The organism is Moorella thermoacetica (assembly GCF_001267405.1).
Lineage (GTDB): Bacteria > Bacillota > DSM-521 > Neomoorellales > Neomoorellaceae > Neomoorella > Neomoorella thermoacetica.
Genome location: NZ_CP012369.1, coordinates 1,267,890 through 1,289,048, shown reverse-complemented (window position 1 = coordinate 1,289,048; position 21,159 = coordinate 1,267,890). Strand labels below are relative to the sequence as shown.

22 protein-coding genes and 1 riboswitch are annotated in these 21,159 nt (G+C 58.9%); of the genes, 17 read left to right on the top strand and 5 right to left on the bottom strand.

Features of this window, described 5'->3' with window-relative positions:
• Positions 1–115: 115 nt before the first annotated feature.
• Genes MOTHE_RS06465 through MOTHE_RS06445 form a run of 5 tightly spaced genes read right to left on the bottom strand, consistent with a single transcriptional unit; the run spans position 116 to position 3,518 of the window.
• Entirely contained in the window at positions 116–778 is a 663-nt protein-coding gene (locus MOTHE_RS06465; protein ID WP_025774859.1) for a potassium channel family protein, read from the bottom strand.
• Positions 778–1,182, bottom strand: a complete 405-nt coding sequence (locus tag MOTHE_RS06460) for a potassium channel family protein (protein WP_011392860.1) — start codon at positions 1,180–1,182, stop codon at positions 778–780. The genes MOTHE_RS06465 and MOTHE_RS06460 overlap by 1 nt, the downstream gene beginning before the upstream one ends.
• An 11-nt stretch (positions 1,183–1,193) precedes the next feature.
• On the bottom strand, positions 1,194–1,748 hold the full coding sequence (locus MOTHE_RS06455; RefSeq protein ID WP_011392859.1) for a universal stress protein: 555 nt from the start codon (positions 1,746–1,748) through the stop codon (positions 1,194–1,196).
• Entirely contained in the window at positions 1,745–1,963 is a 219-nt protein-coding gene (locus tag MOTHE_RS06450; protein WP_025774857.1) for a hypothetical protein, read from the bottom strand. Before MOTHE_RS06450 ends, MOTHE_RS06455 begins: the two co-directional genes overlap by 4 nt.
• Entirely contained in the window at positions 1,953–3,518 is a 1,566-nt protein-coding gene (locus tag MOTHE_RS06445) for an APC family permease (RefSeq protein ID WP_011392858.1), read from the bottom strand. Before MOTHE_RS06445 ends, MOTHE_RS06450 begins: the two co-directional genes overlap by 11 nt.
• A 100-nt stretch (positions 3,519–3,618) precedes the next feature.
• Positions 3,619–3,806, bottom strand: a riboswitch (cyclic di-AMP (ydaO/yuaA leader).
• A 214-nt stretch (positions 3,807–4,020) separates the two neighbouring features.
• On the opposite strand from MOTHE_RS06445, the gene MOTHE_RS06435 reads away from it, so the two are divergent.
• From MOTHE_RS06435 to fni, 17 genes are all read left to right on the top strand, one after another.
• Positions 4,021–4,431 carry a HutP family protein gene (locus tag MOTHE_RS06435; RefSeq protein ID WP_025774854.1) on the top strand — a complete coding sequence of 137 codons (411 nt, stop codon included), beginning with the start codon at positions 4,021–4,023 and terminating at the stop codon, positions 4,429–4,431.
• Between the two features lie 51 nt (positions 4,432–4,482).
• Positions 4,483–4,893 carry a chorismate mutase gene (aroH, locus tag MOTHE_RS06430; RefSeq protein WP_011392856.1) on the top strand — a complete coding sequence of 137 codons (411 nt, stop codon included), beginning with the start codon at positions 4,483–4,485 and terminating at the stop codon, positions 4,891–4,893.
• Between the two features lie 176 nt (positions 4,894–5,069).
• On the top strand, positions 5,070–6,569 hold the full coding sequence (gene trpE / locus MOTHE_RS06425; RefSeq protein ID WP_011392855.1) for an anthranilate synthase component I: 1,500 nt from the start codon (positions 5,070–5,072) through the stop codon (positions 6,567–6,569).
• Positions 6,553–7,167: an aminodeoxychorismate/anthranilate synthase component II gene (gene pabA / locus MOTHE_RS06420; RefSeq protein WP_011392854.1), complete on the top strand. Its 615-nt coding sequence runs from the start codon at positions 6,553–6,555 to the stop codon at positions 7,165–7,167. Before trpE ends, pabA begins: the two co-directional genes overlap by 17 nt.
• 30 nt (positions 7,168–7,197) lie before the next feature.
• Positions 7,198–8,217 (top strand): anthranilate phosphoribosyltransferase, encoded by a 1,020-nt coding sequence (gene trpD / locus MOTHE_RS06415; protein ID WP_053094813.1) that lies wholly within the window; start codon positions 7,198–7,200, stop codon positions 8,215–8,217.
• The gene (trpC, locus tag MOTHE_RS06410) at positions 8,217–8,996 is read left to right on the top strand and encodes an indole-3-glycerol phosphate synthase TrpC (protein WP_011392852.1); all 780 of its coding nucleotides are present in this window, start codon (positions 8,217–8,219) and stop codon (positions 8,994–8,996) included. The genes trpD and trpC overlap by 1 nt, the downstream gene beginning before the upstream one ends.
• A gap of 32 nt (positions 8,997–9,028) precedes the next feature.
• The gene (locus tag MOTHE_RS06405) at positions 9,029–9,700 is read left to right on the top strand and encodes a phosphoribosylanthranilate isomerase (protein WP_011392851.1); all 672 of its coding nucleotides are present in this window, start codon (positions 9,029–9,031) and stop codon (positions 9,698–9,700) included.
• On the top strand, positions 9,700–10,905 hold the full coding sequence (trpB, locus tag MOTHE_RS06400) for a tryptophan synthase subunit beta (protein ID WP_011392850.1): 1,206 nt from the start codon (positions 9,700–9,702) through the stop codon (positions 10,903–10,905). Before MOTHE_RS06405 ends, trpB begins: the two co-directional genes overlap by 1 nt.
• A complete protein-coding gene (trpA, locus tag MOTHE_RS06395; protein ID WP_011392849.1) occupies positions 10,895–11,677 on the top strand; it encodes a tryptophan synthase subunit alpha in 783 nt (260 codons plus the stop codon). Before trpB ends, trpA begins: the two co-directional genes overlap by 11 nt.
• 179 nt (positions 11,678–11,856) lie before the next feature.
• Positions 11,857–12,885, top strand: a complete 1,029-nt coding sequence (gene aroF, locus MOTHE_RS06390; protein ID WP_053094812.1) for a 3-deoxy-7-phosphoheptulonate synthase — start codon at positions 11,857–11,859, stop codon at positions 12,883–12,885.
• On the top strand, positions 12,882–13,724 hold the full coding sequence (pheA, locus tag MOTHE_RS06385; protein ID WP_011392847.1) for a prephenate dehydratase: 843 nt from the start codon (positions 12,882–12,884) through the stop codon (positions 13,722–13,724). The genes aroF and pheA overlap by 4 nt, the downstream gene beginning before the upstream one ends.
• Positions 13,714–14,841, top strand: coding sequence for a prephenate dehydrogenase (locus MOTHE_RS06380; RefSeq protein WP_011392846.1), 1,128 nt, complete (start codon positions 13,714–13,716; stop codon positions 14,839–14,841). Before pheA ends, MOTHE_RS06380 begins: the two co-directional genes overlap by 11 nt.
• A 58-nt stretch (positions 14,842–14,899) precedes the next feature.
• On the top strand, positions 14,900–16,207 hold the full coding sequence (aroA, locus tag MOTHE_RS06375; RefSeq protein ID WP_011392845.1) for a 3-phosphoshikimate 1-carboxyvinyltransferase: 1,308 nt from the start codon (positions 14,900–14,902) through the stop codon (positions 16,205–16,207).
• Positions 16,200–16,889, top strand: a complete 690-nt coding sequence (gene cmk, locus MOTHE_RS06370) for a (d)CMP kinase (RefSeq protein WP_011392844.1) — start codon at positions 16,200–16,202, stop codon at positions 16,887–16,889. Before aroA ends, cmk begins: the two co-directional genes overlap by 8 nt.
• A 227-nt stretch (positions 16,890–17,116) precedes the next feature.
• Positions 17,117–17,698, top strand: a complete 582-nt coding sequence (locus MOTHE_RS06365; protein ID WP_011392843.1) for a lysophospholipid acyltransferase family protein — start codon at positions 17,117–17,119, stop codon at positions 17,696–17,698.
• Positions 17,699–17,815: 117 nt separating this feature from the next.
• Entirely contained in the window at positions 17,816–20,026 is a 2,211-nt protein-coding gene (locus MOTHE_RS06360) for a bifunctional 4-hydroxy-3-methylbut-2-enyl diphosphate reductase/30S ribosomal protein S1 (protein WP_011392842.1), read from the top strand.
• Positions 19,986–21,095 carry a type 2 isopentenyl-diphosphate Delta-isomerase gene (gene fni / locus MOTHE_RS06355; protein ID WP_201776945.1) on the top strand — a complete coding sequence of 370 codons (1,110 nt, stop codon included), beginning with the start codon at positions 19,986–19,988 and terminating at the stop codon, positions 21,093–21,095. Before MOTHE_RS06360 ends, fni begins: the two co-directional genes overlap by 41 nt.
• Positions 21,096–21,159: the final 64 nt, after the last annotated feature.

Below are 21,159 nucleotides of genomic sequence, written 5' to 3'. Positions count from 1 at the left end.
GGGGCGCATGCCTGCCGGCGCGTAATTCCTGATCAAAAGGAAAAAAGCCCTTCTCTCTTGGGAGACAAGGGCTTTTTATTAGAGCTAGGTTTCCGGGGCAGGCCACAATCCCGCTTTAAGCACTACCCAGGAGAGACCGGCGGAGGGCTTCTACCTCATCATCCCTGGCGGCGGCAATGACCCGGTCGCCGGGGAGTAAAACGACATCGCCCCGGGGGAAGATAAGCTCCTCTTCCCGGAGGATGGCCATGAGCAAGCATTGATCCGGAAGGATAAGATCCTTGACGGCCGTATTCGCGGCCGGCGATTCCGGCAGCAGCACGGTTTCCACAAATTCCACCTTGCCCCCTTTCAAAGTAAGCAGGGGGATAAGCCCGCTGGCATCGACTTCTTGCAAGATCAGGCTGTAAATAAGGCGGGTGCTATTGATAATATTGTTGATTCCCAGCAGGCGGAAGGCGTCTTCATTCTGCGGGTTGTTTACCCGGCCGATAACCCTCTTGACGCCAAAAACCTTTTGCGCCAGGCGGCAGATCATGATGTTATCCTCGTCAAAACCGGTAACTGCCGCCACTACATCCGCTCGCTTGACGCCGGCTTCTTCCAGGGTGGCCACCTCGGTGGCGTCACCATGCAGGACTACCTGGCCCAGGTGATCCTCCAGCCAGCGAAAGCGGCGCAGATCCTTTTCGATTAGCAGCACCTCCTGCCCGCCATCCAGGAGGGTCCTGGTCAGGTTGAAACCGATTTTGCCGCCTCCGGCAACGACAACATACATTATTCGGCACCCCCCAGCCGGCCCATGACATAATCAATACCAAAGGTTGTCGGGCAGAAGATATCCAGGCCCATAGCCCGGTAAGCCTCTGCCGCCCGGGGATCATAGGCCCGGGCGATAACCCTGGGAATATGAAACTTCTCCCTGGCAACCTGGGCCGTGACCAGGTTGGCGCTGTCGCGATCAGTCACGGCAATCAGGGCGTCGGCAGTATCAGCCCCGGCTTTGGCGAGTAATTCCAGGTCAATACCCACTCCCTGGAAGACCTGGCCGGGAAAATCGTGGGGCAGGCGTTCCAGGGCTTCAGCCTTGGGATCGATGACGCTTATCTCATGACCGGCCCCAGCCAGGCTGGTGGCCAGCATGGCCCCCAGGCGGCTGCAACCGATGATAATAACCTTCATCAAAGCACCCCCTACACAGGTTGGCGATCGATTAGCAATTCACAATTGGCCCGGCGCAACAGCCATTCGGAGGTACTCCCCAGGAGGCCGACTTGGCGCCTGGGCCGGACGCCAATGACGATTAATTGCACCTCTTCCTCGGCCGCCGCCTGAAGGATGCCGGTCCCGGCCGTCCTGGCCCGGATAATCCTGGTCCGGCAGGGCAAGTGATGGAAATTGACGATCTCCGTGCCCTGGGCCAGAATATTATTTAAGCGGGCCTCGGTTTCCGGCAGGGCAATCCCCAGGGGAGAGGCCAGCGGGACTTCCAGCACCGCGAGCAGGATAATCTCAGCCTTCTGTTCCGTCCCCAGGCGACAGGCCAGTTCAACCGCCCGGCGGGCATATTCACTGTCTACTAAAGGTACCAGGATACGCTTGACGGCTCCGACAGTCCTGGTGACATGGGCGACTTCATAAGGAACAGCTGGCGGCACATGGAGCATCCACCAGAAAAGGCGGCCCATGCTGACCATAAAAGCGAGGGCCAGAAAAACACCCAGGGGGTTGCTGTGGATATTATTCATATCCGGGCCTCCTTACGCCGCCGGATGAAATAACGAGTAAAGGCCAGGGACCGGTAAATTCCCAGGCCCAGGAAGCCGGCACCAGTGATCCAGGCCATAGGGCTGGGATGGGAAAGGGCACGGATCCAGATAGCCGGTCCCAGGAACAACATGGCCAGGGTTGTAACCATCTGGTAGTAGTCACGCCAGGTAAGGGTTTTAATCTCACTTGACATGGGCCTTAGCCTCCAGGCGTTCCCGTTCTGCAAGAGCCTGCTTGTATTCCTCGAGAAGGTCGTACTCTTCGGCCGCTTCCAGGACCTTTATTTGCTGGGCTTCCCAGTCCCGGGGGATGTTGCCGAAAATGGGGTAGCCCTTGCTCCGGCGATAATAAGCGTAGTAGAGGAAACAGAGGATAATCCACGCCGGCCCGGCGATACGGCCAATGGCATGGGTAAGAATGACTTCGAAGAGTATAGTGCTGATACCCAGGGTACCGATTACCCCCAGGATGGGGAACTCCACCACCCGGCCACGATAATTTATCTTTATGTTTAAAGGCACTTTATAGGGCCGGGGTGCATAGGGATCGGTGAAGCGTAGTTTAATCAGGGCAATAAAAACCAGGATATAGCCTGTGGTAGCCCCGAAGGCATACATGTTACCCAGGGTATCCATAGCATTGGGCGTCAGGAAAGAAAGAACTAACTGAAGGATACCAATGCCCGAGAAGACAAGGATAGTGCGGTAAGGAGTCCGGTAACGAGGGTGCACGGCGTTGAACCAGTCGCTGATAAAATTAAACTGGCTCATGGCAAAGGTCAACCGGGAAGCGCTCATGACCCCGGAGTTGGCCGAAATGAGCAGGATGGTAGCCCCCAGCAGGGCGGCAAAAGGGCCGGCAATAATGCCAATAAAGGGGATGGCATGGGCCAGGGTAGCCACCGGATCGCCGACGGCTTTAGCGATATCCTGCCAGGGTAGGACTCCCAGGCTCATGGTAGAAAAGGCGGTGGCGAAAATGAATACAGTAAAGATCAGGCCGACAGAAGTTCGGGGAACGACAGTCGCCGGCCGTTTGGTTTCCTGGGCCGCCTGGGAGATAGACTCCAGGCCGACAAAGGAGATAATAGCCAGGGAGGAGCCATAGGCAAATTCCTTAAAAGTCGGGAACTGAGTCACCCACTGATGGGCCAGGAGTTCCGGCCGCCAGGCAAAGAGAAACCCAAAGACGATAATGGTTGATTCCGTCAAGATATCAATAGCACCCAGGACTTCATTGAGCAAAGAAGATTCCCTCATACCGCGAATATTGAGGGCAATAAGGAAGAACACCAGGGCCAGGGCCTCTGCCATCCACACCAGGTTGACGTGGTGCAGGGGACCGATGCTGACGGCCAGAGAGTCAATATTGACCCCGAAAAGGTAAGGCAGAAAGAAGTTGATGTAGCCAGCGGAAGCAGTCGCAAAAAGGGCGATATCTATGGTGTAGTCCAAGAGCAAAGCTGCCCCGGCTACAAAACCCCAGAAATCACCCAGCCCGCGCAAGGTAAAAAACTGGCCACCGCCGGCAACGGGGTAAGCGGCGGCAAGCTCGGTATAAGCCAGGCCGATCATGATGTAAACCAGACCGGCCAAGGCGAAGGCCAGACTGGTAGCACCTTTAGCCCAGAGCATAACCAGTCCCAGGGCGGCATAAATGTCGGCACCGACATCCGCGTAACCCCACATGTAGGAGCCCCACACGGTAACCTCCCGGCGGAGCTCCAATTTTTCTGTTGCCGTGGCCATAATACCCTCCTCCAGCGTTAATGAACCTGAAATAACAAATAAAACCAGCCCTCCCCTGTTTACGGATCCAGGCTGGTTCTTTGCCTATTGGACATACGGTACCATCTCCTTTCCTGCCGACGGGGTTAGCTGCCGGGTTCGGGCCGGAGAAAAGCCCTACCCCGCCCTCAGTTTTCATACTTTGAATAGCTTTGGTACCCCAAAGTAATAAAGCTTACTGAGGGCGGGGATTCACCCCTCTGGTGGGTCCCCCGTTCCCGCTTTTCCGGGATTAGGCATTTTAAATTTGCTCGATGCATTGCCGTTAATCTTAGCAGGCCGGAAAAGTGCTGTCAAAGTAAGCCTGGATAGGAAAACGTTTTTGGGGGGTTAAACTACCTGACATTATTATGTGGAGGCGGCCGCTCTTTTAAAAGCGCTTCTTTGCTTGACCGCAAATCTTCTTGCGATGCCGGTCATGATGTAATATAATCAATTCAAGTATAAATGGGTGGAGGCAATCATGGAGTACGGCAGTAAAAAGGTAGCGGCAGTAGCCATTAAAATGGCCCTTTCGGAAAGCCGGGAGGAGGAGGCCCGGCTGAAAAAGGAATATGCAGCCGGCGGCATATCTACGGCGGCCGTGGATTATGGGGGCGAATTTATTAATTCTGTCCAGAAAATCATTGAACGGGCAGTAGTGGCCGCCAAAAGGGAAGGAGTCATTAAAGAGGCCCACCAGGAAGAAGGAGCCATTGCCGGGGCGACGCGGGAAGCCCTCTCCCAGATTATGCCCAAAGCCATCGGGCTGAATGTGGGGGGGAAAATCGGTATTGCCCGCTGGCACGATCATTTGAGTGTAGCCATCTTTTTCGGCATTGGCCTGTTGCACCTGGATGAAGTCGGCATCGGTCTGGGGCACCGGGCTGTCTAAAAGGGCGGCTGCCGGAGCCTGTAAACAGAGCAGTATGGTAGGAGGGGTAGCATGACTGAGCCGGTGGGGCAGGAAGCGCCTGGGGCTGGCATGGAGAAAGGACCCGGAGGGAAAAAAGTAAGGGGCCTGCGCGGGGCCGTTGACGTCGAGGAGAATACGGCCCCAGCAATTATTGCGGCAACAGAACAATTATTACGGGAGATAGTTATCCGTAACGACCTGGAAAGAGGAGATATTATCAGCGCCATTTTCACCGTGACCCCCGATCTTGATGCCGCCTTCCCGGCTGAAGCCGCCCGCCGTCTGGGCTGGTTGGATGTGGCCCTGATGTGCGCCCGGGAGATACCTGTACCGGGAAGCCAGCCGGGAATAGTGCGGGTGTTAATCCATGCCTACAGTGATCACCAACCGGTGCATGTTTACCTTGGCCGGGCGAGTCAATTGCGCCCGGATCTGCAATAAAAGTATTGACAGGTATTTACCATCCATGTTATTCTTATAATAACAATCGCATACAGTTGAGGCGAGTTGAGCAGAGTGGAGTTTAGCTTAGAGTTGAGCTTGATTAAGGGTAAAGTTTTACCAGGGCTCATCTTTGAGCGCTGGTTTTTATTTTGCCCCTGGGGAGGGAGAAAGCAGTGTTTCACCCTGACCGGGCAACCTACCTGGACCTGGCCCGGAAGGCCCCTTATATTCCTGTCTGGACAGAGATTCTTGCCGATACAGAAACTCCCATTTCCCTGTACTTAAAATTCGCCGGCGGTCCGGACAGCTTCTTACTGGAGAGTGTCGAAGGCGGGGAAAACCTGGGCCGCTATTCCCTCATTGGCTTCGATCCCCTGCTGACCTTCACCGCCAGGAGTGGTAAGGCTTATTTAAGCACGAATAACGCCACTGCCAGGTTGCTGGAAGAAAAACCCTTCAAGGCTTTAAACAATTTAATGGCCAGCCTGTCCCTACCACCTAGTGAGGGACCACGCTTTCAGGGCGGCCTGGTAGGCTACCTGGGATATGATATGGTCCGGGAACTGGAGGCTTTGCCCCCGGGGCCCGGTAATGACCTGCAAATACCAGATACCCACCTGACCCTCCACCGTTGTTACCTGGTTTACGACCATATCCTGCGGACAGTGAGGATAACCTGCCTGGGGCGAGGCGGGGAGAATGCCCTTGCCGGGTATGAAGAAGCTGTAGCCGGGGTCAAGGGAATTCTGGAAAAACTCGGGCGATCTTCTGGCGGGTACCGGAATGGGTATCCGCCGGCAGCAGGGCAACTGGTCCCGGAAGGGGTCTCCTGGCAGGCCAGCGTGACCCGACAGGAATTTACCGGGATGGTTACAAAAGCTAAGGAGTATATCGCCGCCGGCGATATCTTCCAGGTGGTCCTCTCCCAGAGATTGAGCCTGCCCTTCAGGGAGGACGCCCTGGTCGTTTACCGGCACTTGCGAGCCCTTAACCCTTCGCCGTATATGTTTTACCTTAACTTCCCGGAGGTGCAACTGGTAGGCGCATCGCCGGAAATGCTGGTGCGGGTGGAAAGGGGAACAATCGATTATCGCCCCATCGCCGGTACCAGGCGCCGGGGACGGACTGCTGCCGAGGACAGGGCCCTGGCCGCGGAACTCCTGGCCAGCGAGAAGGAGCGTGCCGAACACCTGATGCTCCTGGACCTGGGGCGGAACGACGTGGGAAGGATAGCCGTCCCGGGCAGCCTGCAGGTGACCCGGCAGATGGTGGTGGAGTATTATTCCCACGTCATGCACCTGGTTTCCAGCATTACCGCCCGCCTGGCTCCTGGCAGGAGTGCCCTGGACGCCCTTCTGGCCTGTTTCCCCGCCGGTACGGTGACCGGGGCTCCCAAGGTACGGGCCATGGAGATCATCACCGAACTGGAGCCGGTCAACCGGGGACCCTATGCCGGCGCCGTAGGTTACCTGGGTCTCCATGGCAACCTGGATACCTGCATTGCCATCCGCACCATAGTTTTTGCCCGGGGTCGGGCCTTCATCCAGGCCGGGGCGGGCATTGTCGCCGACTCCGACCCGGAAGCCGAATATGAAGAGACCCTGAACAAAGCCCGGGCGCTGTTGCAGGTATTAAAAAAGCCGGAGGTGGGCACCCGTGCTGCTAATGATTGATAACTATGATTCCTTTACCTATAACCTGGTGCAGTACTTCCTGGAACTGGGGCAGGAGGTGGTGGTACGGCGTAATGACGCCATAACCCTGGAGGAGATTGCTGAACTAAACCCCGATTACCTGGTCCTTTCCCCCGGCCCTTGCACGCCCAATGAAGCCGGTATCTCCTTGGCGGCCATCACCGCCTTTGCCGGCAAGATACCCATCCTGGGCGTCTGCCTGGGCCACCAGAGCATTGCCCAGGCCTTCGGCGGTCGGATAGTGCGGGCCGGACGGCTCATGCATGGCAAGACTTCTACCATTACCCATGATGGTAAAACAATTTACCGGGACCTGCCCAACCCCTTTACAGCTACCCGCTATCATTCCTTAATCGTCGATGAGGAGACCCTGCCGGATTGCCTGGAGGTGACGGCCCGGAGCGAAACCGGCGAGCTAATGGGCCTGCGCCACCGCCAGTTACCAGTTGAAGGTGTCCAATTTCACCCCGAGTCCATCCTGACAACGGTGGGCAAGCAACTGCTAAGGAATTTTTTGGCCATTGGCCCCTTCGCGAGGACCAGAAGTAAAGAAAATGGAGTCAGCCTGGATAAATAATTACTGTATTTTTGAGAGGAGTTGAGCTTAGTGTTGAAAGCCCAGATTAGCAAAGTAGTAGCCGGCCAGCACTTGAGCGAAGCCGAGGCCGCAGAAGCCATGGACATAATCATGGCGGACGAAGCCACCCCGGCCCAGATTGCCGCTTTCCTCACCGCCCTGCGCCTTAAAGGGGAAACGGTAGACGAGATAACCGGTTTTGCCCGCAGCATGCGCCGCCGGGCTATTCCCCTTACCACTAGCCACCCGGTATTTGTGGACACCTGTGGTACCGGGGGAGACGGCCGCCAAACCTTTAACATTTCCACCACCGCGGCCTTCGTCGTGGCCGGCGCCGGGGTAGCAGTAGCCAAACACGGCAACCGTTCAGTTTCCAGCCGTTGCGGTAGCGCCGACATGCTGGAAGCCCTGGGGATCAAAGTCGACCTGCCTCCGGACGCCGTTGCCCGCTGCCTGGATGAAGTGGGCATGGCCTTCCTCTTTGCTCCCGTTTTTCATGGTGCAATGAAATACGCCGCCGGACCGCGGCGGGAGATCGGCATTCGTACAGCCTTCAACCTCCTGGGGCCCCTGACTAACCCGGCGGGCGCTCCCTGCCAGCTGGTGGGAGTTTACGACCCGGATTTAACGGAAACAGTCGCGGCCGTCCTGGGGCGCCTGGGCAGCCGCCGGGCCTATGTAGTCCACGGTAGCGATGGACTGGACGAAGTAACTATCACCGGACCCAGCAAGATAACCTGCCTCGATAAAGGCGCGATCAGGACGTATACCTTTACCCCGGAAGATGTCGGCCTGCCACGGGCGAACCTTGCCGACCTGGCCGGGGGTACAGCCACCGACAATGCCGCCATTGCCCGCGCCGTCCTTTCCGGTACCAGGGGCCCGGCCCGGGACGTCGTCCTCATTAATGCCGCCTTCGCCCTCCTGGCAGCCGGTGCCGCTGACACCCTCCAGCAAGCCCTGGCCCTGGCCGAATCAAGTATCGATTCCGGCGCCGCGGCGGCAAAACTCCAGGCTATGGTGGCCTGGGTGGAAAGCTGGGCTGCCTGATGCTGGCGGAGATCCTGGACTACAAACGCCGGGAAGTGGCGGCCGCCAGGGAACAACACCCCCTGGCGGACCTGGAGAAGGCAGCGGCAGCCATGCCCCTGACCCGGGACTTCGGGGCCGCCCTGCGGCGCCGGGGAAACGAGCTTAAGGTTATAGCTGAGCTAAAACAGGCTTCTCCCTCCCGGGGCCTTATCAGGGAGGATTTTGACCCTGAAGGTCAGGCCAGGAGTTATATAGCCGCCGGGGCGGCGGCCATCTCCGTCCTGACGGACCAGAGGTTTTTCCGGGGTCGCCCTGAGTACCTGATCCTGGTGCGCCGGGTAACCACCCTGCCCCTTCTGCGCAAGGATTTTATCATTGATCCCTACCAGATTTATGAGGCCCGGGCCCTGGGAGCGGATGCCATCCTACTGATTGTCGCTGCCCTGGAACCTGCGGAACTGGTGGAATATCTGGACCTGGCCCGGAGGTTAGGCCTGGCAGCCCTGGTCGAGGTTCATACGGCCCCGGAACTGGAGGTAGCCCTCCGGGCAGGAGCCGGTATTATCGGGATTAACAACCGGGACCTGCACACCTTCAAGGTTGACCTGCAAACGACCGGACGCCTGCGATCCATGATTCCCCGGGGACCGGTGGTAGTGAGCGAGAGTGGCATCCGGAGCCGGGCCGATGCCGCCCTGGTGGCCGGCGCCGGCGTGGATGCCATCTTGGTGGGCGAGGCCCTGATGACAGCCGGGGACGTTATGGCTAAGATGGCCGAACTACGGCTTGCTATCTAGCTCCGATCATTTTTTGGGTGGAGGAAAAGAATGTGGTCAGAGTAAAAATCTGCGGCATCCGGGATTGGGAAGAAGCCCGGATGGTTCTCGACGCGGGCGTAGACACCTTGGGCTTTGTTTTCGCCAGGAGTCCCAGGGCGATCAAGCCGGAAGCCGCCCGGGAGATAATCACCAAGCTGCCACCCTTCACCACCACGGTTGGTGTATTTGTCAACGAACCACGCTATAGCCTAATGGAGATAGCCTCCTTTTGCCGCCTGGATGTCCTGCAGCTCCACGGCGACGAGCCGCCCGAGTACTGTCACGGTCTTTCCCAGCGTTTGATTAAAGCCATTCGGGTACGTGACGCCGCTTCCCTGGCCAGCCTGGAGGCTTACCGGGAGGTCCAGGGATTTCTCCTGGACGCCTGGGTCCCGGGAAAAGCCGGGGGTACCGGTACGACCTTTAATTGGGAACTGGTACGGGGGGCAGCAACGGGTGGTAAACCGGTAATTCTTGCCGGCGGCCTGACCCCTGAGAATGTCGGCGCTGCCATTCAGTTGGTACACCCTTACGCCGTCGATGTCTCCAGCGGGGTAGAAGTGGACGGCCGTAAAAACCCGGCCCGGATAGCCGCCTTTCTGGAGGCAGTGAGGAAAGCTGAGGAGCACCATGTGCGCCCAACCGCCAGCAGTTGCTGTACGGGATTGAAGGGGGATTTTTGATGACATTACCAGATAAACAGGGTCATTTTGGCCCCTATGGCGGGCGGTTTGTACCCGAAACCCTCATGCCGGCCCTGGAAGAGATAGAACAGGCTTACCGGGAAGCCTCCCGGGATAAAGAATTTCAAAAGGAACTTCAGTATTATCTTCAGCAATACGCCGGCAGGCCGACTCCCTTGTATTACGCGGCCAACCTTACCCGTCACCTGGGCGGGGCCAGGATTTACCTGAAAAGGGAGGATTTAAATCATACCGGTTCCCACAAGTTAAATAACGCCTTGGGCCAGGCATTGCTTGCCCGGCGTATGGGCAAGAAACGCCTCATTGCTGAAACAGGAGCCGGCCAGCACGGGGTGGCTGCGGCTACAGCGGCGGCCCTCCTGGATATGGAATGCGTCGTTTATATGGGTGCCGAAGACACCCGCCGTCAGGCCTTGAATGTCTTTCGTATGGAACTCCTGGGGGCCAGGGTGGTCCCGGTGACAGCCGGTAGCGCCACTTTAAAGGACGCCATCAACGAAGCCCTGCGGGACTGGGTTACCAACGTCCGCACCACATATTACCTCCTTGGTTCGGTGACCGGTCCCCACCCGTTCCCCATGATGGTACGGGACTTCCAATCTGTCATCGGCAGAGAGGCCAGGGAGCAAATCCTGGCCGCAGCCGGGCGCCTGCCGGATCACCTGGTAGCCTGCGTCGGCGGGGGCAGTAATGCCATGGGACTTTTTTACCCCTTCCTCGAAGAAACGGGGGTCAGAATGTGGGGCGCTGAAGCCGCCGGGCTGGGACTGGAGACCGGCCGCCACGCCGCTTCTTTAACCGCGGGTCGCCCCGGTGTCTTTCAGGGTGCCTACAGTTACCTGGTCCAGGATAAAAACGGCCAGATCGAGCCGGTGTATTCTGTCTCGGCCGGCCTGGATTACCCCGGCGTCGGGCCGGAGCACAGCTACCTCAAAGATAGTGGCCGGGCTACCTACACAGCTATAACTGATACTGAAGCCCTGGAGGCCTTTCAACTCCTGAGCCGTACAGAGGGTATTATCCCCGCCCTGGAGAGCTCCCACGCCGTAGCCCTGGCCATGAAAATGGCCCCCGGCTTAAAGCCGGAAGAGATTATGATCATCAACCTCTCCGGCCGGGGAGATAAAGACGTCCAGCAGGTGGCCGCCATCCTCAAGGGAGGGAGCTCCAACCATGGGTGTTGAAAGAATAACTGCTGCCTTTGCCGCCCGGAAAAAAGAGGGACGCAAAGCCCTCATCGTCTATCTCTGTGCCGGCGACCCTTCCCTGGAGGTTACCGGGCAAGCTGTCAGGGAACTGGCTGGCGCCGGGGTGGACCTCATTGAGCTGGGGGTACCCTTTTCTGACCCCGTGGCCGATGGTCCGGTCATCCAGGCTGCCAGCAAGCGTGCCCTTGCCGCCGGGGTAACCCTGCCCGAAATCCTGGAATTGGTAAAGAGCCTGCGCTCGGGGTTGGCTGTCCCCTTGATCCTCATGAGCTACTATAACCCTTTGCTGCAATATGGACTGGAACGGTTAACTGCCGATCTGGCCGCTGCCGGGGTGGATGGTTTGATTGTACCCGATCTGCCCCTGGAAGAAAACCCACCTTTAAGACAAACCCTGGAACCGGCGGGGCTGGCCCTGATTCCCCTGGTGGCCCCGACGACCCCCGGGGAACGTTTGGCCCGGATTGCCGCCACAGCCCGGGGATTTATCTACTGCGTTTCCCTTACCGGGGTAACAGGCGTCCGGGAAGGCTTGCCGCCGGGAATAGACGAGTACCTGGCAGGGGTGCGGGCGGTAACTGACCTGCCCCTGGGAATAGGTTTCGGCATCGGCAGTCCCGACCAGGCCAGGCTCCTGGCCCCTATGGGCGACGGCATTATTGTCGGCAGCGCCCTGGTCGACGTCCTGTATCAAGAAGGCTTACCGGCCGCCCTCCGGCTGGTAGAAAGGCTCCGGCACGCTTTATAGAATAACCAGATTGCCCCTTGCCAGGAGGGGGCAGCTATGCTATAGTCTAAATGTAGTACAGTAGGATAACACTGCAGGGTTATCTAAAATGGTAGGACGGCAGGACGGCAGGAGAATTGACTTTAGCAAAAAACGTCACTCCTGGCGGGGGTGACGTTTTGCTTTTAGGGGGGTAATCCATGATCATAGTCATGCAACCCGGAGCCACCCGCGAAGAAGAGCAGAGAGTTATCAGTCACCTGGAACGGGAGGGTTTCAAGGTGCACCTGTCACGGGGTATAGAACGGACTATAATCGGCGTAATAGGCGATAAAACCCGGTTAAAGGCCGAAACTGTAACGGCCCTGGCCGGAGTGGAGAAGGTTGTCCCCATTTTGCAACCCTATAAGCTGGCCAGCCGGGATTTCCATCCCGAGGATACGGTGGTAGAAACAGGCAATCGGACCATAGGCGGCGCGGCGGTGCAGATAATCGCCGGGCCATGTGCCGTGGAAAGCCGTGACCAGCTCCTGGAGGCTGCCGACGCTGTCCGGGAGGCGGGGGCCACCATGCTCCGCGGCGGCGCCTATAAACCCCGCAGCTCACCTTACTCCTTCCAGGGGCTGGCTGCCAAGGGTCTGGAAATCCTGGCTGAGGCCCGGGAACGTACCGGCCTGCCGGTGGTCACCGAGGTTATGGACCAGAACCTGGTAGAAGATGTAGCCGCCGTTGCCAACGTCCTGCAGATCGGCTCCCGCAATATGCAGAACTTTGCCCTCCTGCAGGCCGTAGGCCAGACAAACAAACCCGTCCTCCTAAAGCGCGGTCTGGCAGCCACCATTGAAGAATGGCTTCTGGCTGCCGAGTACATCCTCAACGCAGGCAATAGCCGGGTGATTTTATGCGAGAGAGGTATCCGCACCTTTGAGACCTATACCCGCAATACCCTGGACCTCAGCGCGGTACCGGCGGTAAAGCATCTCTCCCACCTGCCTGTAATTGTCGATCCCAGCCACGGGACCGGGCGCCGGTTTATGGTGGCCCCTATGGCCCGGGCCGCCCTGGCAGCCGGGGCCGATGGGATCATGGTTGAGGTACACCCCCGACCCCAGGAGGCCCTCTCCGACGGCTCCCAGTCCCTGGACCCGGAACAGTTCGCCGCCCTGGTCAGGGAGATCCGGCCCATCATCACCGCCAGCGGGCGTGAACTGGAGCGGCAGGCCGTATGAAAGGAATAGCTTATCTTGGCCCCCGGGGGACATACTCCCACGAGGCGGCAACCATCTGGGGGCAGAGGGCAGGCCAGGACTCCTTCCTGGCCTGCCCCGATTTACCGGGAGTCCTGGCCGCTGTCCTCCAGGGGCAGGCTGCGGCAGCCATATTACCAGTAGAAAACTCCATCGAAGGGGCCGTCAACCTCACCCTGGACCTGGTCCTGGAAAACCCGGAACTCCAGGTAATCGGGGAGGTCGTCCTCCCCGTTCACCACTGTTTAATAAGCCGCGCCGGGGACCTGGCCACAATCCGGGAGGTCTGGTCCCACCCCCAGGCCCTGGCCCAGTGCCGCCATTACCTGGCCCAAAACTTACCGGGAGTCATAACCCGGCCGGCTACCAGCACGGCTGCCGCTGCCGATCAGGCCCGGCAACAGCCGTACCTGGCGGCCATCGCTTCTAACTTTGCCGCCGAGGTATACCAGCTGCCGGTTCTGGCTGCCGGTATTGAAGACTACCCAGATAATAAGACCCGGTTCTGGGTCCTGGGGAGGGAAAACCTCCACCTCCCAGGACCCTATAAAACCTCCCTGGTGGTAGCGGCAGTGGCCAACAGGCCGGGAAGCCTCTATGCCATTTTAAAGGATTTTGCCGCAGCAGGCATTAACCTGACAAGGATTGAATCCCGGCCCACCAAACAGGAACTGGGAGAGTACCTGTTTTTTATTGATTGCGAGGGCAGGGCCACGGAGCCTCCTTTAAGGGAGGTCCTGGTAGGCCTGAAAGCCAAAACGTCTTTATTATCAATTCTCGGTTCCTATGCCCGCGATGGGGGTGGGACCAGTGGCCAGTAGCAAATCTGGTCCCGGGATAGAAAGGGTGGCTATCCTCGGTCTGGGGCTCATCGGCGGCTCCCTGGGCCTGGCCCTCCGCAAAAGGGGGGTAAAAGAGGTGGCCGGTTATGACCGGCACCCGGAGACTATCGAGACGGCCTTGACCCTGGGGGCCATCAACCGCCCGGCAGCAGACCCGGCAACTGCCGTCCAGGGGGCGCAAGTAGTCATACTGGCCGTTCCTGTCGGTGCCCTGGGCTCCCTGGCAGGAAGTATCGTGCCCTTCCTCGACCCGGAGGCCATCGTCACCGATACGGGGAGCGTTAAGGGGGCGGTAGTCCGGGATCTCGAAGCAATCTTCCGGGATCGGGCCCGGTATGTCGGCGGGCATCCCATGGCTGGCTCCGAACGGGCCGGCATTGCCGCCGCCGATGGTTACCTCCTGGAGAATGCCGTTTATGTCCTCACACCGACCCCGGCCACTGACACAAGGGCTTTAAAAAGCCTCGAGGGGTTATTTCAATCCCTGGGTTCCCGGGTTATCACCCTGGACCCCGATGAGCATGACCTGATCGTAGCCGGTGTCAGTCACCTGCCCCACTTCCTGGCTGTGAGCCTGGTACAGGCTGCCGGGGAACTTGCCCGGGAGCACCCCCTGGCCTTAATGCTGGCTGCGGGTGGTTTCCGGGATACCACCCGCATCGCCGGCGGTGACCCGGTGATGTGGCGGGATATCTTTCTCTACAACCGGGAGGCTATCCTGGCGCTTTTAAAATCCTGGCGCTGCCAGATTGACGCCCTGGAAGAGATGATCCGCGCGGGCGACGCCACCGGCCTGGAAACCGTCCTCAATGAGGCCCGGGCCTTACGGGCCAGGGTACCGGCCCGGCAAAAAGGCCTCCTCCCGGCCCTCCATGAACTGGTGGTTACCGTCCCCGACCGGCCCGGGGTTATCGGGGCCATGGCCACCTCCCTGGGGGATGCCGGCATCAATATCATTGATATTGAAATTCTCCGCGTCCGGGAAGGGGAGGGCGGCAGCATCCGCCTGGGATTTACCACGGCGGCTGCTGCCACCAGGGCCTTGGAGATATTACAAAATTCCGGGATTAATGTACGACTACTGGAAAATGCTTGACACCGCGGGTTATTCCTGGTAGTTTGAGAAAAGAAACCTAGCTTTTGCGGAGGAAAAGATGCGGCTTATTATTCAACCCCCGCCATCCCTGGAAGGGAATATCCAGCCGCCGGGGGATAAATCCATATCCCACCGGGCGGCCATCATCGGCGCCCTGGCCGAAGGTACAACTGTCATCGACGGCTTCCTGGCGGGGGCTGACTGCCTCAGTACCTTGAATTGCCTGCGCGCCCTGGGGGTAGACATTGCAGGACCGGACGGGGGCCGGGTAGTGGTGCGGGGCGGGGGGTTAGATTCCCTTAAGGAGCCGGAGACGGTTCTCGATGCCGGCAATTCCGGGACGACCATGCGCCTTCTCCTGGGTGTCCTGGCCGGGCAGCCCTTTTACAGTGTAATTAATGGCGATGAATCCTTACGCCGACGACCCATGGGCCGGGTTACGGGACCACTGAGGTCGATGGGGGCCGCAATCTGGGGCCGGCAGAATGGGGAACTGGCACCCTTAAGTGTCCGGGGCGGCAAGTTAGAACCCCTGGCGTACACCTTGCCTGTAGCCAGCGCCCAGGTTAAATCGGCCCTCCTCCTGGCCGGCCTTTTCACCTCCGGGGAAACCATCGTTACCGAGCCCTGCCGCTCACGGGACCACAGCGAAAGGATGCTCCGGGCCGCCGGGGCCGACCTCCGGGTTGAGGGCTTGCGGGTGAGGATCAGGGGCCGGAAACCCCTTAAACCTCTGACCATTAACGTGCCCGGTGATATCTCGGCAGCCGCCTTTTTCCTGGTGGCCGGTTGCCTGCACCCCCGGGCCGCCCTTACACTGGAAAAAGTAAACTTAAATCCCACCAGGACGGGCATTATCGACGTCCTGACGGCAATGGGGGCGCCACTTGAAATAATCCCCGGGGAAGAAACAGCTGGGGAACCTGCCGGGTCAATCCGGGTGACCTCCGGCAGACTTCACGGCCTGGAAGTGGGCGGGGCCATGATCCCCCGGTTAATCGATGAAATACCGGTCCTGGCGGTGGCCGCCGCCCTGGCCGAAGGGGAAACCCTTATCCGTGGCGCCGCCGAGCTAAAAGTGAAGGAAAGCGACCGCATTGCCATGGTGGCCGGGGAACTGGCCCGCATGGGAGCGGAGATTTATGCCCGGCCCGATGGTTTCCGGATCAAGGGGGTACGCCGCCTTCGCGGGGCGGTGGTTGACAGTCACGGGGATCATCGCCTGGCCATGGCCCTGGCGATGGCGGGCCTGGTGGCTGAAGGTACAACAGAGGTCAGGGGAGCGGAATGTATCGCTATATCATATCCCGGCTTTACTGCCGATCTGGCCAGGCTGGGGGTTATGGTGAAGGAAGAAGATGATTGAGAAAATGCAGGGTAATATTGCCATCGACGGCCCGGCAGGAGCCGGTAAGAGTACCGTGGCCCGACTCCTGGCGGCCAGATTGGGTTATCTATATATCGACACCGGTGCCATGTACAGGGCCCTGACCTGGAAGGCCCTGGGCCTGGGGATAGACCTGGAAGACAGCCGGCGCCTGGTTGAATTGGCTGAAGGTACCAGCATTCGCCTGGAAGACAGGGGCGAAGGGGGTATAGCCGTTTACTGCGACGGTGAGGAGGTCACCAGAGCCATTCGCCGGTCCGAGGTCTCCCGGTATGTATCAATTGTGGCCGGGGTGCCGGGGGTGCGGCAGTGCCTGGTGAAGCTGCAGCGGAAAATGGCAGCCTCCAACCGGGTGGTCATGGATGGCCGCGACATAGGTACCTTGGTCCTGCCCGGTGCCCCCTATAAATTCTTCCTCACAGCCAGCCTGGCCGAACGGGCGCGGCGGCGGTACCAGGAACTCCTGGCCTCCGGCCAGGAGGCCGACCTGGAAACGATAATGGAAGAAATCCGCCAGCGCGATGCCCGGGACAGCCAGCGCGAGGTAGCTCCCTTAAAACCGGCGCCTGACGCCATCATTATCGACACCAGTCAGATGTCGGTTGAGGATGTAGTTGCCCGGATCATGTCATTGATAGCAGTAACCGGGCAACAGGGGTAGACATCCGTACCCCTCAGGCAATACCGCCGGTGAATGAAGAATAATATGCGGGTATTTGTTTGCAGCAAGGGATTGGCTCGGGAGCGCGGCACCCTGGTGAAGCCGAAGAATGAAAAGGGTGGCTTTCCAGGTAATCCTTTTATAAACGCGTTCGGAAAGATAAGTGCCGGCCGCTAATCGCAAACAATGCCAGCCGATGGCAAAGCTATTTCCGGAGGATCCGCCAGTTGTTTTACCAGTTTGCCAAATTTGTCTGCTACTTATTTCTCCGCTTTATATGCCGCTGGGAAGTCCGGGGCCAGGAAAACATACCGGCCGAAGGGCCGGTGGTTATCGTCGCAAATCATGTCTCCTACCTGGACCCGGTGGTAGTCGGCGTTGCCTTTCCGCGAATGGTACGTTTCATGGCCAAAGAGGAGCTTTTCCATATCCCCATCTTCAAGTACATTATAAGGGGCCTGCAGGCGTTCCCTGTTCGCCGGGGCGAGTCGGACCGTGCGGCCTTGAAAACCGCCCTGCAGATTCTTCACCAGGGCCAGGTCCTGGGTATATTTCCCGAAGGCACCCGCAGTCCTGACGGCCGCTTACTTCCCTTCCAGGCCGGGGCGGCGGTACTGGCCCTTAAAACCGGGGCCGTACTCCTGCCGGTGGCCATTAAAGATACCGACCGGGTCTTTCGCGGCGGCCACATCAAGATAACCTTTGGCCGTCCCCTGAAAATAACAACCTCCGGGAGAAACTACACTTCCCAGCAAGTTCAGGACCTGACGTCAGCCGCCTACCAGGAAGTAAAGAAAATGCTGGCTTAAAGGCCAGCTTTTTTTAGCGGGAGGCAGGATTTTGCGCCTTTTTCGCGAAATGTAAATAATGTTTGCCTGGAGTCAGCAAACTAATTCTTAGCCTGACCAGGAGAAGATGTTTTTATTATGGAAGTGATTGTGGCTGATTACGCGGGATTTTGCTTCGGCGTCAAGAGGGCCGTAGAAAAGGCCAGAGAAGCCCCCAAACCGGTGGCTTCCCTGGGCATGCTCATCCATAACCGGCAGGTGGTGGATCAGCTTGCCCGGGAGGGAGTCCGGCCGGTGGCTTCCCTGGATGAAGTCAACTGCGGCCGGATCCTGATCCGTTCCCACGGGACAACACCGGAGACCTTGGTCCGGGCCCGGGATAAAGGGCTGGAGATAATTGATGCTACTTGCCCCTATGTAAAAAGGGCCCAGCATCTGGCCCAAAAAATGGCCGCCGAAGGTTACCAGGTGATTATCGTCGGCGATGCCGCCCACCCTGAGGTCCAGGGAATGCTGGGATGGGCCGGACCGGGGGCGGTGGTAGTTCCTGATAAAAAAGCGGCTGCAGCCTTGCCCTTCCATCCCCGGCGGGCGGTCTTAGCCCAAACCACTCAGCCCGAATCCAGGTTGGAAGAAGTCGCAGCAGCTTTACGTTCCAATACGGATACTCTGGTAGTACACAATACCGTTTGCCAGGCCACCCACCAGCGTCAGGAAGCGGCAGTCAGGTTGGCGCGCCAGGTAGACGTAATGGTCGTCGTCGGTGGTAAGGAAAGCGCCAATACGCGGCATTTAGCCGAACTTTGCCGGGCTACCGGGACGCCTACTTACCATGTGGAAAGGGCCGGGGAGTTGTGTCGCCAGTGGTTCATAAATACCCGGAGGGTCGGGGTCACAGGTGGCGCTTCGACCCCAGCGTGGATTATTGAGGAGGTAGTTGGAATGTTGACTGGAGAGGAAAAAATTATGGTTCCGGAAGAAGAAAAGGAGCCGGTAACCACTCAAGAACCGGTGGCCTCCGGGCAACCGGTAGCCCCGGCTGAGCCGGAAGGTAACCCGGCAATTACCGGACCTGAAGGCGGGGCAGAACCCCCGGCGGCTGAGGCCGCGAAGTCCGGCGCGTTCGGGGGGCAGGAGGGACCCGGGGTAGCCCCAGGGGAGACTGGAACCCCTGAAGAGCAAAGAAATGAGATGCAGCAGATAACCGCAAGGATGCCAGAACTACGCCGCGGCAACGTCGTTGCGGGTACGGTCGTCCAGATCACCGATAACGAAGTGATGGTAGATGTAGGGGGCAAATCCGAAGGCGTTATCCCCCTGAACGAGCTCTCCCATCGTAACGTAACCGACCCGCATGAGGTGGTAGCCGTTGGCGATACGATAAACGTCATGGTTTTACGGCCGGAGAACGAAGAGGGACACCCCGTACTTTCCAAGAGGCGTGCCGATCGCCGGGTAGCCTGGGAAAAATTGGAGGAACACCTGGCCAGCGGGGAAGAGATCCAGGGTGAGGTAATCGAGGTCGTCAAGGGCGGCCTGCTGGTAGACGTGGGCGTCAGGGGCTTTTTGCCGGCTTCCCTGGTGGAACGGGGTTATGTGGAAGACCTCAATGCCTACCTGGGGCAAACCCTGCGCCTGCGGGTAATCGAGCTCGATCGCAGCAAGAATAAGGTCGTCCTTTCCCGGAAAGCCATCCTGGAAGAAGAATATGAAAAGCAGCGCCAGGCTACCTGGAACAGCCTGGAGGTGGGCCAGGTACGCAAGGGTATTGTCCGGAGGTTGACCAACTTCGGTGCCTTTGTTGACCTGGGCGGTGTCGATGGCCTGCTCCATGTATCCGAAATCTCCTGGGGTCGGGTGGAACACCCGCGGGACGCCCTGAGCGAAGGCCAGGAGATCGAGGTCAAGATCCTGGGCATCGACCGCGAAGAAGGCAAGGTTTCCCTGGGCCGCAAGCAACTCCTACCCAATCCCTGGGATACGGCGGCCGAGCGCTACCCGGTAGGGACCATTGTCGAGGGTAAGATTTTGCGACTGGCTCCCTTCGGTGCCTTTGTGGAAGTTGAACCGGGTATTGAAGGCCTGGTCCACATCTCCCAGCTGGCCGACCGCCATGTCGATAAACCGGAAGATGTCGTCAGTATCGGCGATATCATCCCGGTCAAGGTCCTGGGGGTGGACCAGCAGGCCCAGCGGATGAGCCTCAGCCTGCGCCAGGCCATCCGGGAGAAGAACAGAAAACAGGCCAAACCGGCCGAAAAGCCCGCCGAGAATCAGAACGAGAGCGGGGTTAAGTTAGGCGATCTCTTTGGCGATCTCTTTGAGGCGAATCAATCTACAAACCAATGACGCCACCTGCGAAGGGCGGAAGCTTTCCTTGAACGAGAGAGAATATATAGGTAGGGGCCGGCGCAAGCTGGAGCACCTGCGTTTTTTCCAGGAAGATAGTAAGGGCAGCAATGGCCTGGAGGACGTGCACCTGGTTCATCAGGCCCTGCCCGAACTTAACTGGTCGGATATCGATCTTACCTGCCGGTGGCTGGGGAAAACCCTGGCCGCCCCTTTTATTATTAATGCCCTGACCGGCGGACCTCCGGAGACTCTGGCCATTAACGCCGCCCTGACGCGGGTGGCCAGGCGGACGGGGATTGCCCTGGCCGTAGGCTCCCAGCGGGCGGGCCTTGAGAATAAAGAATGGCGGGAGAGCTTCACCATTGTCCGCCGGGAGAATGCTAACGGGTTAATCCTGGCCAATATTGGTGCCGGGAACTCGCCGGCGGACGCCGGGGAGGCCGTGGCCATGATTGCCGCTGACGGCCTGCAGGTACACCTCAATGCCGCCCAGGAATTGATAATGCCGGAGGGTGATCGTGCTTTCCGGGGCTGGTTGGAGAACATCAGGGGGATGGTAAACACCCTGGGTGTACCTGTTATCGCCAAAGAAGTGGGCTTTGGCCTCTCTCGGGAAACAGCCTTGCAACTATACCAGGCCGGGGTTCGTATTATGGACGTCGGTGGCCGGGGCGGGACCAACTTTGCGGCTATTGAGGAAAGGCGCCGGGGCCGGTCGGTCGCGGCCCTGGCTGGATGGGGCCTGTCAACGGCGGTTAGCATTCTGGAAATAAGGGAACTGGGCCTTCCAGTGGAGGTGGTAGCCACCGGTGGCATCCGCAGCGCCCTGGACGCCGCCAGGGCCCTGGCCCTGGGGGCAAAAATTGTAGGGGCGGCTGGGTACTTCCTGAAAATCCTCCTGGAACAGGGTGAAGATGCCCTTACGGAAGAGATCCTGCAGTGGCAGGAGGATTTAAAACGCATCTGCTTGCTCACCGGCTGCACCACCCCGGCTGAACTGGCTACCAAACCGGTAGTTATTACTGGCCAGACCAGGGCCTGGCTGGAGGGTAGGCAACGCCATTAGCCCGGGCGATTATAAGCCCGGGTTTTCTATTGGCCCGGCATGGTTGGCGCCAGTAACCTTTCGG

Coding starts and splice junctions, on each gene's coding strand:
- MOTHE_RS06435 (WP_025774854.1), top strand. CDS start 4,021: ATGGAGTACGGCAGTAAAAAGGTAGCGGCAGTAGCCATTAAAATGGCC.
- aroA (WP_011392845.1), top strand. CDS start 14,900: ATGCGGCTTATTATTCAACCCCCGCCATCCCTGGAAGGGAATATCCAG.
- trpA (WP_011392849.1), top strand. CDS start 10,895: ATGGGTGTTGAAAGAATAACTGCTGCCTTTGCCGCCCGGAAAAAAGAG.
- trpC (WP_011392852.1), top strand. CDS start 8,217: ATGCTGGCGGAGATCCTGGACTACAAACGCCGGGAAGTGGCGGCCGCC.
- trpB (WP_011392850.1), top strand. CDS start 9,700: ATGACATTACCAGATAAACAGGGTCATTTTGGCCCCTATGGCGGGCGG.
- MOTHE_RS06455 (WP_011392859.1), bottom strand. CDS start 1,748: ATGAATAATATCCACAGCAACCCCCTGGGTGTTTTTCTGGCCCTCGCT.
- MOTHE_RS06360 (WP_011392842.1), top strand. CDS start 17,816: ATGGAAGTGATTGTGGCTGATTACGCGGGATTTTGCTTCGGCGTCAAG.
- aroH (WP_011392856.1), top strand. CDS start 4,483: ATGACTGAGCCGGTGGGGCAGGAAGCGCCTGGGGCTGGCATGGAGAAA.
- aroF (WP_053094812.1), top strand. CDS start 11,857: ATGATCATAGTCATGCAACCCGGAGCCACCCGCGAAGAAGAGCAGAGA.
- MOTHE_RS06465 (WP_025774859.1), bottom strand. CDS start 778: ATGTATGTTGTCGTTGCCGGAGGCGGCAAAATCGGTTTCAACCTGACC.
- MOTHE_RS06460 (WP_011392860.1), bottom strand. CDS start 1,182: ATGAAGGTTATTATCATCGGTTGCAGCCGCCTGGGGGCCATGCTGGCC.
- MOTHE_RS06450 (WP_025774857.1), bottom strand. CDS start 1,963: ATGTCAAGTGAGATTAAAACCCTTACCTGGCGTGACTACTACCAGATG.
- cmk (WP_011392844.1), top strand. CDS start 16,200: ATGATTGAGAAAATGCAGGGTAATATTGCCATCGACGGCCCGGCAGGA.
- pheA (WP_011392847.1), top strand. CDS start 12,882: ATGAAAGGAATAGCTTATCTTGGCCCCCGGGGGACATACTCCCACGAG.
- MOTHE_RS06445 (WP_011392858.1), bottom strand. CDS start 3,518: ATGGCCACGGCAACAGAAAAATTGGAGCTCCGCCGGGAGGTTACCGTG.